The following is a 16,049-nucleotide window of genomic DNA, read 5'->3' on the forward strand; positions in this document are numbered from 1 at the left end:
GTGACGCAGTGCGAAGGTGCCGGACATGACGACTCACGGGGGCTTCGAGCCCGTCTTCTGCACCGTCGTACCGCCGCACGTCCTCGACCGGCTTGCGCGCAGCGACGACCCCGCTCTCTCCGGTCCCGCCCGGCGCACCATCCTGCGCGACAGCGAGCTGCGTGCACTGCGCCAGGTGAACACCGAGTACGGCCTCCTGGCCGCCCCGACGGTGAAGGCGCCGTCGGACCAGCCGCTGCGCACCCTCTACGACGCCGAGCACGGCACCTCCCTGCCCGGCACCAAGGTCCGCGCCGAGGGCCAGGACCCCGGACAGGACGCCACCGTCAACCGCGCCTACTCCGGACTCGGCGCCACCTTCGACCTCTATCTGAAGGCCTACCAGCGCCACTCGATCGACGGCGACGGCCTGCCCCTCGACGCCACCGTCCACTACGACGAGGGCTACAACAACGCCTTCTGGAACGGCGAGCAGATGGTGTTCGGTGACGGCGACGGCGAGATCTTCGTCGACTTCACCAACTCCATCGACGTCATCGGGCACGAGCTCACCCACGGCGTCACGCAGTACACGGCGAACCTGACCTACAACGGCCAGCCGGGCGCCCTCAACGAGTCGATGTCCGACGTCTTCGGCTCGCTCATCAAGCAGTACTCGCTCGGCCAGACCGCCGCCGAGGCCGACTGGCTGATCGGCGCGGGCCTGCTCGCCCCGGACGTCACCGGCACCGCCCTGCGCTCCATGAAGGCGCCGGGCACCGCGTACGACGACGACGTCCTCGGCAAGGACCCGCAGCCCGCGACGATGGACGAGTACGTCCGCACCGGCCGCGACAACGGCGGCGTCCACATCAACTCCGGCATCCCCAACCACGCGTTCTACCTGGCCGCCACCGCCCTCGGCGGCTACGCCTGGGAGAAGGCCGGCCAGCTCTGGTACGACGTCCTGACCGGCGGCGAGCTCTCCGAGCGGGCCTTCTTCACCGACTTCGCCAAGCTGACGGTGAAGGCCGCGCGCGAGCGCTTCGGCAGCGGCGGGGAGGAGCTCCAGGCCGTGGAGAAGGCGTGGGAGCAGGTGGGGGTGCGGATTCTCTGAGTCCGTAATAGACAGGGACCCATGCGTATTCAGGTGAGTCGCACGGGCGGGTTCGCGGGCATCGAGCGCCGTGCCGAGGTCGACACCTCGGGACGGCCCGACGCCCACGAGTGGCACGCCCTGGCCGAGCGGGCGGTCGCCGCCGGCCGGGGCGCGCCTTCGGTCGGCGTACCGGACGGCTTCAGCTACGAGATCACCGTGGACGGCAGGACGGTGTACGCGGCCGATCCCCGGCTCACGGAGGAGCAGCGCGAGCTGATCTCGCGGGTGCTGAAGGAAGGCGCCTGAGGGGGGGCGCGCGAGGGCTTGCGAGACGCTTGCGGGAGGGGCATAACTGGCAGTTCACGCCGGGACGTTGACTTCCTTACCCAGCGGTAAGCATGATCCCGCCCATGGCGAACGATCCGCGCGACGCGGCGAACCCGATGCCCCGGTTCCCGGCAGACTTCCTGTGGGGCGTGTCCACCTCCGCGCATCAGATCGAGGGCGCGGCGGAGATCCGCGAACCTTCGGTCTGGGACACCTTCACCGCCGTGCCCGGACGGGTGAAGGACGGCTCCACGGCGGCGGTGGCCTGCGACCACTACCACCGCTACCCCGAGGACGTGGCGCTCCTGTCGGGCCTGGGCGTGGACGCATACCGCTTCTCGATCTCGTGGCCGAGGGTGAACTCGCCCGGCGGTCTCGACTTCTACGACCGGCTCGTCGACGAGCTGTGCGCGGCCGGTGTGCGCCCGGTCCCCACCCTCTTCCACTGGGACCTCCCGGCCCGGCTCGACTGGCTGGAGCGGGACACGGCGGCCCGGTTCGCCGAGTACGTGTCGGTGGTGGCCGGGCGCCTCGGCGACCGCGTGCAGAAGTGGATCACCATCAACGAGCCCGCCGAGCACACCCTGCTGGGGCACGCCCTCGGCACCCACGCGCCCGGCAGGCAGCTGCTGTTCGACGCGCTCCCGGCCGCCCACCACCAGCTGCTGGGCCACGGCCTCGCCGTCCAGGCGCTGCGCGCGGCCGGCGCCACGGACATCGGCATCGCCAACTCCCACGGCCCGACCTGGCCGGCCTCCCGGGAACCGGCCGACATGGAGGCGGCAGCCTTCTACGACGTCCTGCTGAACCGGCTGTTCGCGGAGCCGGTCCTGCTGGGCGAATACCCCGAAGGCCTCGGCGAGTTGATGCCGGGGGACGTACAGGCCGACCTCAAGGTGATCTCGGAGCCGCTCGACTGGTACGGGATCAACTACTACGCCCCGACGAAGGTGGGCGCCCCGCAGGGCACGGAGATCGAGTTCGGCGGCATCCGCATGCCGGCCGAACTGCCCTTCTCCGTGCGGCAGATAGAGGACGTCCCGGTGACGGACTTCGGCTGGCCGGTCGTCCCGGAGGGCCTGACGGAACTCCTCACCACCTTCCGCGACCGCTACGGCGACCGGCTCCCCCCGGTCGTCATCACCGAGAACGGATGCAGTTACGAGGGCGTGGACGACCAGGAGCGCATCGCCTACCTGGACGGTCATCTCCGGGCCCTGCACCGGGCGGTGGAGGCGGGCGTCGACGTGCGCGGCTACTTCGTGTGGTCGCTGCTCGACAACTTCGAGTGGGCGGAGGGGTACGAGCGCCGCTTCGGCCTGGTCCACGTCGACTTCGAGACCCGGGACCGGACCCCGAAGGCGTCGTACGCCTGGCTGCGGGACGTCCTGCGGGCGCAGAGATGACGACGGCGGACAGGGCTCCGGCGGACAGTGCTCCGGGGGCCGCAGCCCTCGCCGAGCCCGTGGAGCGGGTGGGCCGGGGCTGGACGTCGGCCCTGTCCCTCGCCAACGGGGCGATCTGGGTGGGCTGGTACGGCCCCCTCCAGATCCTGCTGGCCTCCCAGGCCGAGGACTTCGCACCCGGCTCGGGCATGTCGAAGGAGACGATGCTGGCCTGGGTGACGGGCGTGGGCGCGGTGGCGTCCCTGGCCGCGAACCCCCTCTTCGGCGCGCTGTCGGACCGTACGACCTCCCGCCGGGGCCGCCGTACGCCGTGGATCGTGGCGGGGACGGCGGGCGGCGCCCTCTCGCTGCTGCTGCTCGCGGGAGCGGACGGGGTCTGGACCATGGCGGCGGGCTGGTGTCTGGTCCAGCTCACGCTGAACGCGGCCTTCGCGGCGGTGACGGCCGCCGTCCCCGACCGGGTCCCCCGGCTCCAACGGGGCTCGGTGGGCGGCTGGTTGGGCGCAGCGCAGATCCTGGGCGTGGTCGGCGGCACCGGGCTCGCGACGGCCGCCGGGGGCGTCGGCGCGGGGTACGTGGCGTGCGCGGTGTTCACGACGCTCGGCGTGCTGCCGTACGTGCTCCGGTACGAGGATCTGCGGCTGGCGGTGGAGGACCGGCCGGCGTGGTCCTGGCGGGGCTTCGCGGCCGGCTTCTGGCTGAGCCCGCGTACCTACCCCGACCTGGGCTGGGCGTGGCTCACCCGCTTCCTGATGAACCTGAGCAACGCGCTGGTGCTGCTCTACCTCCTCTACTACCTGCGCGACCGCCTGCACCACTCCGACCCCGAGCAAGGCGTGCTGATCCTGACGGCGGTGAACGGGCTGACGCTGCTCGCCACGGTGGTCGTCGGGGGCGCATGGTCGGACCGGGTCGGCAGGCGCAAGCCGTTCGTCATCTGGTCGGGCGTGCTGATGGCGGTGGCGACGGCGGGACTGGCGCTCTGGCAGACCTGGCCGGGGGCGATCGTCGCGGCGGCGGTGCTGGGCATCGGCTTCGGCGTGTTCACGTCGGTCGACTTCGCGCTGATGACGGACGTGCTGCCGAAGGCCGGGGACCGGGGCAAGGACCTGGGCGTCATCAACGTGGCCAACGCCCTGCCCCAGGTCGCGGCCCCCGCCCTCGCCGCGCCGATCGTGACCTACCTGGGCGGCTACCGGGCGCTGTACCTGGTGGCGGCGGTGGTCGGGCTGGCGGGGGCGGTGCTGGTGGGCCGGATCCGGGGGGTGGACTGACCGTCAGAGGGCTCCGGCGTCCCGGGCCGCCCAGACACTCGGATAGAGGGGCCGGAAGCCGAGGTCACGGCGGATCCGCTGGGTGGACATGATCCCGAACCACGGGTCGGGATCGGTCCGGGTGCGCAGCTCGGCGGGCACCTCGACGCCGTTGAGCTGGTGCAGCTCGACCGCCGTCACGGGGGCGTCGTCGGCGATGTTGTAGACCGGGCCCGCGACGCCCGGCGCGTACAGCAGGCGCAGCAGGCCCTGGGCGACGTCCGCGTGGTGGGCCATCTGCAGCCGCTGGGTTCCCGCCCAGTGCGCGGCCCAGCGCAACGACTGGGCGAGATGCGGATCGCCCTCGCCGTAGACGAACGGCAGCCGGCCGACGCGCACCTCCATGCCCTCCGACGCGAGCAGCTCCCGCTCGGCCGCCGCCTTCGACTCGGCGTAGGCGCCCCACATCTCGCCGCCGGGCCGGATCTCGTCCTCCTCGGTCAGCGGGCGGCCCCGCCCGACGCCGTACACGATCCCCGTGCTGACCTGCACGAACCGCTTCACGCCGGAGACCACCGCGGCGCTGCCGAGTGCCACCGCCGCGTCCCGGTTGACGGCCCACGCCTCCTCGTCCGGCACCCCGCGGAAGGACGCCGCGACATTCACGACCGCGTCCACCCCGGCCACCGCCTTGCCGAGCGCCTCCGCGTCCCGCAGATCCCCCACCACCACCTCGGCGCCCAGCTCCGCGAACCGCTCCGCCCGGGCGGCGTCACGCACCAGCACCCGCACCTTCCCCGGTCCCGCCTGCGCCAGCAGCCTCGGCACGAAACGCCGTCCGACCTGCCCCGTCGTACCCGTCACCAGTGTCAACATCGTCATCCGCTCCATTCGGTCTGGTTCCTCCACCCTCGGGCGGAGCCGCAGCGGCCGGGAGAGACCCGTCGATCAGGGGACCGGCAGTCCCTGGATATGGGCGGCGGGATGCCTCAGCCTGGAGGGGTGAACCGAGCCGAACTCGCCGACTTCCTGCGCCGCGAACGGGCCCGTCTGACCCCCTCCGACGTGGGTCTGCCGGCGGGCGCCCGCCGTCGCACGTCCGGGCTGCGCCGCGAGGAGGTGGCCCAGCTGGTGGGGATGTCGGTGGACTACTACACGCGGCTGGAGCAGGCCCGGGGGCCGCGCCCGTCCCGCCAGATGCTGACGGCGCTGGCCCGCGCGCTGCGGCTGACCGCCGACGAGCGCGACCATCTGTTCCACCTGACCGGCGAGGAGCCGCCGCGCCGGGAGACGGCGTCGACCCATGTCGCGCCCGGGCTGATGCTGATCCTGGACCGCCTGGACGACACCTCGGCGCAGGTGGTGACCGACTGCGGGGAGGTGCTGGCCCAGAACGCGATGGCCCGTGCGCTGACCCGCGATGTCATGTCCCGCCCCCGGCGGGCGCGGAACCTGGCCCGCATGTACTTCCTGGACCCGGACGCGCGCGGCTTGTTCCCGGAGGAGGACAGGGCGGACCACGCCCGCGCCCATGTGGCCAATCTGCGCGCGGTGGCCGCCGCCCGTCCCGACGACCCGGAACCGGCCGCGCTGGTCGCCGAACTACGCGCCGGCAGCGAGGAGTTCGCCCGCCTCTGGGACGAGCATCAGGTGTCCCTGCGGCACAAGGCGACGAAACGCTTCCTGCACCCGGTGGTAGGCCTGCTGGACCTGGACTGCGAGGTCCTGCTCAGCCACGAGCACCGCCAGCTCCTGATCATCCACACAGCCCGCCCGGGGACGGACTCCTACGAGCGGCTCCAACTGCTCCGGGTGGTGGGACTCCAGGACATGTCCCCGCAGCCGACGCCCCTCGACGGATGAGCTAGAACCCCAGCTTGCGCAGCTGCTTCGGGTCGCGCTGCCAGTCCTTCGCCACCTTCACGTGCAGGTCCAGGAAGACAGGCGTGCCCAGCAGCGCTTCGATCTGCTTGCGGGACTTGATGCCCACGTCCTTCAGGCGCTTGCCCTTGGGGCCGATGATGATGCCCTTCTGGCTGGTGCGCTCGATGTAGATGTTCGCGTGGATGTCGAGGAGCGGCTTGTCGGCCGGACGGTCCTCGCGCGGGAGCATCTCCTCGACGACCACCGCGATGGAGTGCGGGAGCTCGTCCCGTACGCCTTCCAGCGCCGCCTCGCGGATCAGCTCGGCGACCATCACCTGCTCGGGCTCGTCCGTCAGGTCGCCCTCGGGGTAGAGCGGCGGACTCTCCGGGAGCATCGGGGCGAGCAGGTCCGCCAGCAGCCCGACCTGCTGGTCGGCGACCGCCGAGACCGGCACGATCTCCGCCCACTCGAACCCCAGCTCCTTGCCGAGCTGGTCGATCGCGATGAGCTGCTCGGCGAGCGTCTTGGAGTCCACGAGGTCGGTCTTCGTCACGACCGCGACCTTCGGGGTCCGCTTGATCCCGGCGAGCTCCTTGGCGATGAAGCGGTCGCCGGGGCCCAGCTTCTCGTTGGCAGGCAGGCAGAAGCCGATGACGTCGACCTCGGCCCAGGTGGCGCGCACGACGTCGTTGAGCCGCTCGCCGAGCAGGGTGCGCGGCTTGTGCAGGCCCGGGGTGTCGACCAGGATCAACTGGGCGTCAGGGCGGTGCACGATGCCCCGTACCGTGTGCCGGGTGGTCTGTGGACGGTTCGAGGTGATCGCCACCTTCTTCCCGACCAGAGCGTTCGTGAGGGTGGACTTGCCCGCGTTGGGACGGCCCACGAAGCAGGCGAAGCCGGCGCGGTGGAGGGCCTCGGCCGACTGCTCGGATGACTGGTTACGGACGCTCATGGCCCCCATTCTCCCTGATCCACGGAGCCCCGCCGCACACACGAGCGGCAGTGCCCTCCATCGTGAGCTCCCGGAAACCTCCACGCAACGAAACGTCATGGAAACACACCTGTACGCGACCGGAAACCGGGACCGGTGAACCTCTGACGAGCCCCCGCATCGTTGGAGACCCCCGTGACTCTGGCCGCCGCCCATGCCGACACAGGCGACACCGCCTGGCTGCTCGCCGCCACCGCCCTCGTCCTGCTGATGACCCCGGGTCTGGCCCTCTTCTACGGCGGCATGGTCCGCACGAAGAGCGTCCTCAACATGCTCATGATGAGCTTCGTGTCGATCGCGCTGGTCACGGTGGTGTGGCTGACGGCCGGCTACTCGCTCGCGTTCGGCGACGACGTCGGGGGCGGGCTGATCGGCGGGCTGGAGCACGCCGGGATGGCGGGCCTCGGCCCGGACAGCGTGCAGGGCACGGTCCCCACCCTCCTGTTCGCCACCTTCCAGCTCACCTTCGCGATCATCACGGCCGCCCTGATCAGCGGCGCGATCGCGGACCGGGCGAAGTTCGGCGCGTGGCTGGTCTTCGTACCGGTCTGGGCACTCCTCGTATACGTTCCCGTCGCGCACTGGGTGTGGGGCCCCGGTGGCTGGATCCTCGACCGGCTGGGCGCCCTCGACTTCGCCGGCGGTCTCCCCGTCGAGATCACCTCGGGTGCCTCGGGACTGGCGTTGTGCCTGGTCCTGGGCCCGCGCCTGGGCTTCAAGAAGGACGCGATGCGTCCGCACAACCTCCCCATGGTGATGCTGGGCGCGGGTCTGCTCTGGTTCGGCTGGTTCGGCTTCAACGCGGGCTCCGCCCTCGGCGCGAACGGTCTGGCGGCCGCCGCCTTCCTCAACACCCTGGCCGCCGGCTGCACCGGTCTGCTCGGCTGGCTGTTCGTCGAGCAGAAGCGTGACGGCCACCCGACGACGCTGGGCGCGGCGTCCGGCGCGGTCGCGGGCCTGGTGGCCATCACGCCCTCCTGCGGCTCGGTCTCCCTGCTCGGCGCGCTGGTCGTCGGCCTCGCGGCCGGCGTCGTCTGCTCCTACGCCGTGGGCTGGAAGTTCCGGCTCGACTACGACGACTCCCTCGACGTGGTCGGGGTCCACCTGGTCGGCGGGGTCATCGGCACGCTCCTCATCGGCGTCTTCGCCGTGGACACCATGACCGGCGGCGCCGAGGGCCTCCTCTACGGCGGCGGACTCGCCCAGCTCGGCAGGCAGCTGGTCGCCGTGATCGTCGTGGGGGCGTACGCCTTCACCGTCACGTACGGCATCGGCAAGGTTCTCGACAAGGCGATCGGCCTGCGGGCGCACGAGGACCACGAGCACACCGGCCTGGACCTTACGGTGCACGCCGAGACGGCATACGATCACGGCGTCCTGGGCCACGGCGCCCCGGTCGGCTCGCACTCCGTCCTCTCCGCCCAGAAGGTCAAGCCACAGGAATGAAGCTCATCACCGCGATCGTCAAGCCCTACCGCCTCGACGAGGTCAAGACGGCCCTCCAGGAGCTCGGCGTGCACGGCCTGACCGTGACCGAGGCCAGCGGCTACGGCCGGCAGCGCGGCCACACCGAGGTGTACCGGGGCGCCGAGTACCAGGTCGACCTCGTGCCCAAGGTGCGTATCGAGGTCGTCGTCGAGGACGCGGTGTCCGATGCCGCGATCGACGCGATCGTGCGCGCCGCGCACACCGGGAAGATCGGTGACGGCAAGGTGTGGGCGCTGCCCGTCGAGACGGTCGTGCGGGTGCGGACGGGTGAGCGGGGGCCCGACGCGCTTTAACCTCCGGCGGTTCGGCTGAGTTTCGGCTGCGGGTCCGTGGGGGCTGATCGCGCCCCGCGGCGGAGCCGCAGAATGTCAGCGCCCCGCGCCCCCCGGCGGCTGGGCCCTGCGGGCCCTCGCCGCCGTCTGATCAGGAACCACACCCCTGCTGCGATCGCCGCCGTCACTACCCCCACCACCAGCCACGGCACCGCCACGAAGGACGCTGTCGCCGACTCCTTCGTGTTCTTGGCGGTCGCCGTGAGCCTGACGTCGGTCCAGTCGAGCTGGGGGGCGTCGCGCCAGCGTTCGGTGAGGCGGACGCGTTGGCCCGGGAGGAGCTGGGAGGGGAGCTTCGTCAGGTCCCGGGTCAGGAGCGTACGGCCGAACAGGCCGCTCGCCTTCAGCTCCACCTTCGGCGCGAGGGTGACGTTGCCGGTGTTGTGCAGGGTGTAGGAGATCGTCGCGGTGCTGTCGCCGAGGCCGGGGATCAGCGGCTGGCCGTGGCTGATCTCGACGTTCTCGACGGCGAGCGCGGGCAGCGTGGGCCCGCCGACCTGGAGGTAGACCCTGGCGCCGACGGCCCGCTGGACGCCCAGCGCGACCCCGCCGTCGCCCTGTTCGACCCGTTCGTCGAGGGCCACGATCGCCCCCGGATGGTCACCGGGCTCGGCGCCCTCGGGCACCCGGACGGTGAACGGCACGGTGACCGTCGCGCGGCCGGGCACGGTGACCCGGTCCTTCGGCAGTTCGGCCCACGCGCCCACGCCGCGCATCTTCTCGCCGAGCGATTTCACGGCGAACCCGCCGTCGCGGGCGGTGTTGTAGGCGTCGGCCGCGTACAGCCGGAAGGTGAGGGGCTCGTCCGTCTTGTTGGCGACGACGACCTTGTCCTCGATCGTCTGGCCGGGATCGGCGGAGACATAGAAGTAGGGCCGCGCGGCGACGGCCGAGGAGACGGGGTAGACCGACCAGCTGCCGTTGTCGGCGGCGCGGGCGGGGGTCGCGAGCGTCAGGAACAACAGCAGCGGCAGGAGGAGGACGTACGGCTTGCGCATGGGTGCGGACCCCCCAGCGAACGGGCCCCGGCTGACGGGCCCCGACGAACGGGCTTCGACGAAGGGGCTTCGACGAACGGGCTTCGACGGTGGGGCGGACGGGCGGGTGCGGACCTGTGGGGCGGGCGCCCGGCCACCGGTGGACGTGGTGCGTACGCTCAGGTGAGCGTAAGGGTCAGGACGCCCGCGTAGCTGCCCGGAGGCGTGAACGACGGTACGTCGAGGGACAGTTGGGCGTCGGTGGTGAACTCGCCACCGGTGGCCGTGCCGTCGGGCGTGGACGCCAGGGTCGCCCCCGCGGCGCCGACCGTACCCGCCGAACCGGCCTGACAGGTGCTCGGGCTGCCCGCCTTGGTGGTGCACGCGGGCGTCCAGCTCAGCTTGCCGGCGTCGATCTTGGCGCCGGGGCCGCTGAAGTCGGTGACCTTGCCGGTCAGGGACCAGCCCGCGGGCCCGCCGCGGAAGTCCTTGACAGTGACCGTCTGGAGCGCGCCGGTCGAGGCCCCGCCCTGGCCGAAGTCGACCGCGGACAGCTGGACGGCGTCCCCGGCCTGGGACATCGACAGCGTGCCCGCCCGGACCGTGGTGGTCACCTTCTGGCTGCCCTCCGGTACGGGCTGGTCGTCGATCACGACGTACGCGACCGGTCCCGCGCCGAGGTCCGAGCTCCACGCGCCGCCCTCGTACGCCACGACACCGGTCGTGGTGAGGTCGCTGACGACGAGCGAGCCCGAGATGCCGCCCTGCGCGTCCGCGGTCACGGTCGCCGTGTCCGCGGTCTGGGCGGACGCGGAGCGCCCGGCCAGCGTGACGCTCGCGCCCGCGGTGAAGCCGCTGCCGGTGACGGCGACGGCCGCGCCCGGACTACCGGAGGCCGAACCCAGCGAGATCGCGCGGGTGTTGGCCGGCGGGTTGTCGGCGGCGGTGATCGTCTCCGACACCGGGGCGGGCGGGTTGGTCACCGTGCAGGGGGTGTCCAGCTCCAGGATGTAGCTGGTGTGGATGTTGTAGTCACCGGGCGAGAGGGTGATCGCGCCGGGCGTGGTGACCGTGAAGGTGCCGGTCATGGAGAACGACGGGAAGGCGCCCTTGCCGGGCACCGGGTCGTTCTTCTTCGGCCCCGTGACCGTGACGCTGCCGGTCTGCGCGCCACCGAGGGTGACCTTGCCCGTCGGCGTCATGATGTCGGCCGGCAGGGCCAGGTCGGTGGGGTTGCTCGCGGCGGGCGTGACCACCGTGTACGTGACGGCGACGGTGTCGCCGACCTCGGGAGTGGTGTTGTCCACCGTGATCTTCGCGGTGGTCGTGCCGTCGATCGGCGGGAGACCCGCGATGGCCGGCGGGATGCAGTGCGTGGGGTAGTCCACGTTGGACGCGGCGCCGGCCGGGGCCGCCAGCGCCCCTCCGGCGGTGACCGCGAGCGCGGTCGCCCCGAGCAGTGACGCCCAGCGCCGTCTTCGGGAACCTCGGGTGCTTCCGGAACTTCGGGGTGAACCCATGTTGCCCCCTCCTCCAGGGTGCGGGCGCAGCGGCTCTTCTGCGCCGACAGGGGGCATTGAGATGCGGATCGCGTGAGAAGTCAATGGACATCACGCGGTGAACTGATGGGCCGTCAGCTCCCTGATACTGCCAGGGAGCTGACGGCCTGTCGGCTCAGTTTCCAACCGCTATCAGCTGAACACGAACGGGCCGGGCGCCTGCGCCGCGTTCGCCGTACAGGTGACGGTGATCCCGAAGACGACCATCTTCAGGGAGCCGCCGTAGAAGTTCAGGCTGTCACCGGAGGCCACGGTCCCGTTGAGCGGACCGACCGTGATCGAGGAGCCGGCGGCCATGGCGGGGTTCACGGTGCCGGAGAAGACCCTCGCGGCGCCGGTCGAGTTCGCCATCGTGAGCGTGGAACTGATGCTGTTCGCACCGATCGCGATCGGCGTGGTGATCGCGGTGGACGTCAGCTTGAGGGTGGCGGCCGTGCCCGTCTGGGTGGCCGTGAGGGTGGCTGCGCCGCCTCCGAAGAGACCGCAGTTGGCGGTGACTGTCGCCGTCAGCGGGGTGACGGCGACAGCCGAGGGCGCGAGGGCCAGTCCGGTGACCGCGAGGGCCCCGACCAGCATTGCCGCACCTGATCCGATTCGCTTGCCTCTCATGGGATCCGCTCCCTTCCCGAGTACGGGAATCCATGTGGGGGGTGGATGGACGGGAGATGCCGACGGACCACCGCCCGGGAGGGATGGGTGCGGACACCCTGCCCGGGTTCAGATCTGACGGTCGGGTCCGATGATCAGGCCTGACGGTCGAATCTGACGGTCCGTCGGAACTTGCGGTTCCATTGATGCGCGAGCGGTACGAGAACGGCAAGGTTGAAATCCGGCCTACCTCCGGCCGGCCCCCCGACGAGCCGCTTCCGGCTCCCGTCAGCCCGCGGAGACGGTGAGCCGGACGGTCCCGTCCGGCGAGGCCACCAGCACCGGCGTCCCCGCCCCGCCGAGATCCCGTACGGCGGCCAGATCGGCCTCGGCGGCCGCCTCCGACGAGGTCACCACCGCCGCCGCTTCCAGCGACTCCGCCCCCGAGGCCACCGCCATGGCCACCGCCGTCTGGAGCGCGCTCAACCGCAGCGACGGCAGATCCACCGTCCCCGCGACATACGTGCGTCCGGTCTCGTCCCGTACGGCAGCCCCCTCGGGCACACCGTTGCGGGCCCGCGCGGAACGGGCCAGGGTGACGATCTTGCGGTCCTCGGGGTCGAGCGCGTTGCTGTCGGTCATGCCCCGAGCATACGAAGAACCGATCCGCTCACCGCGTCTGCCCTGCGCGTCCACGTGACGGGTGGTGCCGCCACCACCAGTAGGGGCGACTCCCCTGCCGTCGCGATGGCCGGAAAGGGATCGGGCCGCGCGGCCGCGGGGGACTCAGGGCCGGTCGAGCCGCAGCCGCTCGGCCCGCGGCAGACCGGCGACCACCAGGTCGTAGGAGTCCTCGACGAGTTCCTGGACCAGCCGGTCCGGGAGTTCCGCGTCGACCGTCACCGTGTTCCAGTGCCGCTTGTTCATGTGCCACCCGGGGACGATCAGCCCCTCGTGCTCCCCGCGCAGGCGCACCGCGTCGTCCGGGTCGCACTTGAGGTTCACCGTCAGGGGCCGCGCGTCCAGGGTCGTCAGGGCGAACAGCTTGCCGCCGACCTTGAAGACCGAGGTCTCCGGCCGGAAGGGGAAGTCCTCCACGGCCGCGTTGAAGGAGAGACACAGGGCACGCAGTTCCTGAGGTGTCACTCCGTCGCTCCTTCACTCCGCACTCGGTCACTTGGCCACCCGGTGCCGTGGCTACGGCACCGGGACCCCGTCATTCGGCTTTCGTCTCGCCGTCCGGCCGGTCCGCCGGTTTCACCGGCTCCACCAGCACCGTGACGATCTTGTTCCGGCGGCCGGCCGCGGTCTCCGCCGTCAGCCGCAGCGCGCGCCCGTCCGGCAGGTCGACCACGCTCGACGCCCCGGCGATGGGCACCCGGCCCAGGGCCTTGGCGAGCAGCCCGCCGACGGTCTCCACGTCCTCGTCGTCGTACTCCTCGATGCCGTACAGCTCTCCGAGGTCGGTGATGTCGAGGCGGGCGGTGACCCGGTGCCGGTCGTCGCCGAGCTCCTCCACGGGCGGGAGTTCACGGTCGTACTCGTCGGTGATCTCGCCGACGATCTCCTCGAGGATGTCCTCGATGGTGACGATGCCGGCCGTGCCGCCGTACTCGTCGATGACGACGGCGACGTGGTTGCGGTCCTGCTGCATCTCCCGCAGCAGGTCACCGGCGTTCTTGGTGTCGGGGACGAAGGCGGCGGGCCGCATCGCCGTCGACACCAGCTCGCCCTCGGCGTCGCGGTTGATGTGCGTCTTGCGGACCAGGTCCTTCAGATACACGATGCCGACGATGTCGTCCTCGTTCTCCCCGGTCACCGGTATGCGGGAGAAACCGGAGCGCAGGGCGAGGGTCAGAGCCTGGCGGATGGTCTTGTACCGCTCGATGACGACGAGGTCGGTCCTCGGGACCATGACCTCGCGTACGAGGGTGTCGCCGAGTTCGAAGACGGAGTGCACCATGCGGCGCTCGTCGTCCTCGATCAGGGACTCCTTCTCGGCGAGGTCGACCAGCGCGCGCAGCTCCGCCTCGGAGGCGAAGGGGCCCCGGCGGAAGCCCTTGCCGGGGGTCAGCGCGTTGCCGATGAGGATCAGGAGTGACGGGATCGGGCCCATGATGCGCGCCAGCGGGAGCAGCACGTACGCGGCCGCCGTCGCGGTGTTCAGCGGGTGCTGGCGGCCGATGGTGCGCGGGGACACGCCCACGGCGACGTACGACACGAGGACCATCACGCCGATCGCCGCGAACAGGGCCGGAGTCGTGCCGTCGATCTGCTGGAGGCAGGCGTAGGTGACCAGCGCGGCGGCCGCCATCTCGCAGGCGACGCGGACCAGCAGCGCCACGTTCAGATAGCGGGTGGGGTCGGCGGCGATCTGGGCCAGCTTGGCGCTGCCCCGCCGGCCGGAACGTACGGCCTCCTCGGCGCGGAAGCTGGAGACGCGCGCGAGGCCCGCCTCCGCGCAGGCGGCGAGCCAGGCGACGACGACCAGGGCGATCGCGCCGGCGACGAGGGTGGGACTCATGAGACGGTCGGGGCCGGGGACGGGCCGGTCAGGCCCTTCTCCGCACGCCAGCCGTCGACGATGGCGGCCTGCAGACCGAACATCTCGGCCTTCTCGTCGGCCTCCTCGTGGTCGTAGCCCAGCAGGTGCAGCACCCCGTGGACGGCGAGCAGTTGGAGCTCCTCGTCCATGGAGTGCTGCGTCGGCGCCTCCGTGCCCTGCCGGGCGGCGACCTCGGGGCACAGCACGATGTCACCGAGGAGGCCCTGCGGGGGCTCGTCGTCGTCCTTCGACGGCGGACGCAGCTCGTCCATCGGGAAGGACATGACGTCCGTCGGCCCCGGCAGGTCCATCCACTGGATGTGCAACTGCTCCATGGCGTCGGCGTCCACGACGATCACCGAGAGCTCGGAGAGCGGGTGGATGCGCATCCGCGCGAGCGCGTAGCGGGCGATGTCGAGGATCGCCTGCTCGTCGACCTCGGTTCCGGACTCGTTGTTGACGTCGATCGACATGGTGCTGGCTTGTCTACTTCCGCTTGTTACGGCTGCCCTTGTGGGTGCCGTTCTCCGTACCGTTCTCGCTGTCGTACTGCTCGTACGCGTCGACGATACGGCCGACGAGCTTGTGCCGGACGACGTCCTGGGACGACAGGCGGGAGAAGTGGACGTCGTCGACCCCCTCCAGGATGTCCTGGACCTGCCGCAGACCCGACTTCGTGCCGTTCGGCAGGTCGACCTGGGTCACGTCACCAGTGATCACGATCTTCGATTCGAAGCCGAGCCGGGTGAGGAACATCTTCATCTGCTCGGGGCTCGTGTTCTGGGCCTCGTCCAGAATGATGAAGGCGTCGTTCAGGCTCCGTCCCCGCATGTAGGCGAGGGGCGCGACCTCGATCGTCCCCGAGGCCATCAACTTGGGGATCGAGTCCGGGTCCAGCATGTCGTGCAGCGCGTCGTACAGCGGGCGCAGGTACGGGTCGATCTTCTCGTACAGCGTGCCCGGGAGGAAGCCGAGCCGCTCCCCCGCCTCGACCGCCGGGCGGGTCAGGATGATGCGGTTGACCTGCTTGGACTGGAGGGCCTGGACCGCCTTGGCCATGGCCAGATAGGTCTTGCCGGTACCGGCCGGGCCGATGCCGAAGACGATCGTGTGCTTGTCGATCGCGTCGACGTACCGCTTCTGGTTGAGCGTCTTGGGTCTGATGGTGCGACCGCGCGAGGACAGGATGTTCTGGGTCAGAACCTCGGCCGGGGTCTCCTGGCCGTCACTCGTCCCGTTCTCACTCGCCCGCAGCATGGCGATCGAGCGTTCCACCGCGTCCTCCGTCATCGGCTGTCCGGTGCGGAGCACCAGCATCATCTCGTCGAACAGGCGCTGGACGAGAGCGACTTCCCGTGGGTCGCCGACCGCGCTGATCTCATTGCCCCGGACGTGGATGTCAGCCGCCGGGAAGGCCGTCTCTATCACGCGCAGGAGGGAGTCTCCGGATCCCAGCACCGCCACCATGGCGTGCTGGGCGGGAACGGTGATCTGTGCTCTCGCCTTGCCCTGCGCGGGCGTGTGAGCTGTGGGTGTCTGAGTCATGGGCCGGCCCGAAGGCCTCTACGTCCTCCCGGATGCGTCTCGCCTGCCACAGGGGCAGCCTGGCGATTCAAGGGTACGCCAGGGGACTGACAAC

General features: G+C 71.1%; 17 protein-coding genes. 7 read left to right on the forward strand and 10 right to left on the reverse strand.

Annotated features, from left to right (window positions below):
• Window positions 1–25: 25 nt before the first annotated feature.
• The 4 genes from ACFWBD_RS03660 (at window position 26) to ACFWBD_RS03675 (ending at window position 4,085) form a co-directional block, all read left to right on the forward strand.
• The gene (locus ACFWBD_RS03660; protein ID WP_385662081.1) at window positions 26–1,096 is read left to right on the forward strand and encodes a M4 family metallopeptidase; all 1,071 of its coding nucleotides are present in this window, start codon (window positions 26–28) and stop codon (window positions 1,094–1,096) included.
• Between the two features lie 21 nt (window positions 1,097–1,117).
• A complete protein-coding gene (locus tag ACFWBD_RS03665; RefSeq protein WP_385662084.1) occupies window positions 1,118–1,384 on the forward strand; it encodes a protealysin inhibitor emfourin in 267 nt (88 codons plus the stop codon).
• A 104-nt stretch (window positions 1,385–1,488) separates the two neighbouring features.
• Window positions 1,489–2,811, forward strand: coding sequence for a GH1 family beta-glucosidase (locus tag ACFWBD_RS03670; protein ID WP_385662087.1), 1,323 nt, complete (start codon window positions 1,489–1,491; stop codon window positions 2,809–2,811).
• Complete coding sequence (locus tag ACFWBD_RS03675) at window positions 2,808–4,085, forward strand: MFS transporter (RefSeq protein ID WP_385662090.1); 1,278 nt, start codon at window positions 2,808–2,810, stop codon at window positions 4,083–4,085. The genes ACFWBD_RS03670 and ACFWBD_RS03675 overlap by 4 nt, the downstream gene beginning before the upstream one ends.
• A gap of 3 nt (window positions 4,086–4,088) precedes the next feature.
• Here ACFWBD_RS03675 and ACFWBD_RS03680 read toward each other — a convergent pair whose 3' ends face one another.
• Window positions 4,089–4,940: an NAD-dependent epimerase/dehydratase family protein gene (locus tag ACFWBD_RS03680; protein WP_385662268.1), complete on the reverse strand. Its 852-nt coding sequence runs from the start codon at window positions 4,938–4,940 to the stop codon at window positions 4,089–4,091.
• Window positions 4,941–5,066: 126 nt separating this feature from the next.
• On the opposite strand from ACFWBD_RS03680, the gene ACFWBD_RS03685 reads away from it, so the two are divergent.
• Window positions 5,067–5,927, forward strand: coding sequence for a helix-turn-helix transcriptional regulator (locus tag ACFWBD_RS03685; RefSeq protein ID WP_385662093.1), 861 nt, complete (start codon window positions 5,067–5,069; stop codon window positions 5,925–5,927).
• Between the two features lies 1 nt (window position 5,928).
• Here ACFWBD_RS03685 and era read toward each other — a convergent pair whose 3' ends face one another.
• Entirely contained in the window at window positions 5,929–6,882 is a 954-nt protein-coding gene (gene era / locus ACFWBD_RS03690) for a GTPase Era (RefSeq protein WP_385662096.1), read from the reverse strand.
• Between the two features lie 174 nt (window positions 6,883–7,056).
• On the opposite strand from era, the gene ACFWBD_RS03695 reads away from it, so the two are divergent.
• Both ACFWBD_RS03695 and ACFWBD_RS03700 read left to right on the forward strand, forming a co-directional pair.
• Window positions 7,057–8,367 (forward strand): ammonium transporter, encoded by a 1,311-nt coding sequence (locus tag ACFWBD_RS03695; RefSeq protein ID WP_385662099.1) that lies wholly within the window; start codon window positions 7,057–7,059, stop codon window positions 8,365–8,367.
• A complete protein-coding gene (locus tag ACFWBD_RS03700) occupies window positions 8,364–8,702 on the forward strand; it encodes a P-II family nitrogen regulator (RefSeq protein WP_385662102.1) in 339 nt (112 codons plus the stop codon). The genes ACFWBD_RS03695 and ACFWBD_RS03700 overlap by 4 nt, the downstream gene beginning before the upstream one ends.
• Here the strand turns inward: ACFWBD_RS03700 and ACFWBD_RS03705 are convergent.
• The 8 genes from ACFWBD_RS03705 to ACFWBD_RS03740 form a co-directional block, all read right to left on the reverse strand.
• A complete protein-coding gene (locus tag ACFWBD_RS03705) occupies window positions 8,699–9,739 on the reverse strand; it encodes a WxL protein peptidoglycan domain-containing protein (protein ID WP_385662105.1) in 1,041 nt (346 codons plus the stop codon). The genes ACFWBD_RS03700 and ACFWBD_RS03705 overlap by 4 nt on opposite strands.
• A gap of 158 nt (window positions 9,740–9,897) precedes the next feature.
• Complete coding sequence (locus ACFWBD_RS03710; RefSeq protein ID WP_385662107.1) at window positions 9,898–11,238, reverse strand: beta-xylosidase; 1,341 nt, start codon at window positions 11,236–11,238, stop codon at window positions 9,898–9,900.
• 171 nt (window positions 11,239–11,409) lie between these two features.
• Entirely contained in the window at window positions 11,410–11,886 is a 477-nt protein-coding gene (locus ACFWBD_RS03715) for a hypothetical protein (protein ID WP_385662110.1), read from the reverse strand.
• 267 nt (window positions 11,887–12,153) lie between these two features.
• Window positions 12,154–12,507 carry a cytidine deaminase gene (locus tag ACFWBD_RS03720; protein WP_355701267.1) on the reverse strand — a complete coding sequence of 118 codons (354 nt, stop codon included), beginning with the start codon at window positions 12,505–12,507 and terminating at the stop codon, window positions 12,154–12,156.
• 144 nt (window positions 12,508–12,651) lie between these two features.
• Window positions 12,652–13,011: an MmcQ/YjbR family DNA-binding protein gene (locus tag ACFWBD_RS03725; RefSeq protein WP_385662113.1), complete on the reverse strand. Its 360-nt coding sequence runs from the start codon at window positions 13,009–13,011 to the stop codon at window positions 12,652–12,654.
• A gap of 70 nt (window positions 13,012–13,081) precedes the next feature.
• Window positions 13,082–14,389: a hemolysin family protein gene (locus ACFWBD_RS03730; protein WP_385662116.1), complete on the reverse strand. Its 1,308-nt coding sequence runs from the start codon at window positions 14,387–14,389 to the stop codon at window positions 13,082–13,084.
• Window positions 14,386–14,883, reverse strand: coding sequence for an rRNA maturation RNase YbeY (gene ybeY, locus ACFWBD_RS03735; protein WP_351753819.1), 498 nt, complete (start codon window positions 14,881–14,883; stop codon window positions 14,386–14,388). Before ybeY ends, ACFWBD_RS03730 begins: the two co-directional genes overlap by 4 nt.
• 13 nt (window positions 14,884–14,896) lie before the next feature.
• Complete coding sequence (locus tag ACFWBD_RS03740; RefSeq protein ID WP_385662119.1) at window positions 14,897–15,955, reverse strand: PhoH family protein; 1,059 nt, start codon at window positions 15,953–15,955, stop codon at window positions 14,897–14,899.
• Window positions 15,956–16,049 lie beyond the last annotated feature (94 nt).

Source organism: Streptomyces sp. NPDC060002 (genome assembly GCF_042737245.1).
GTDB lineage: Bacteria > Actinomycetota > Actinomycetes > Streptomycetales > Streptomycetaceae > Streptomyces.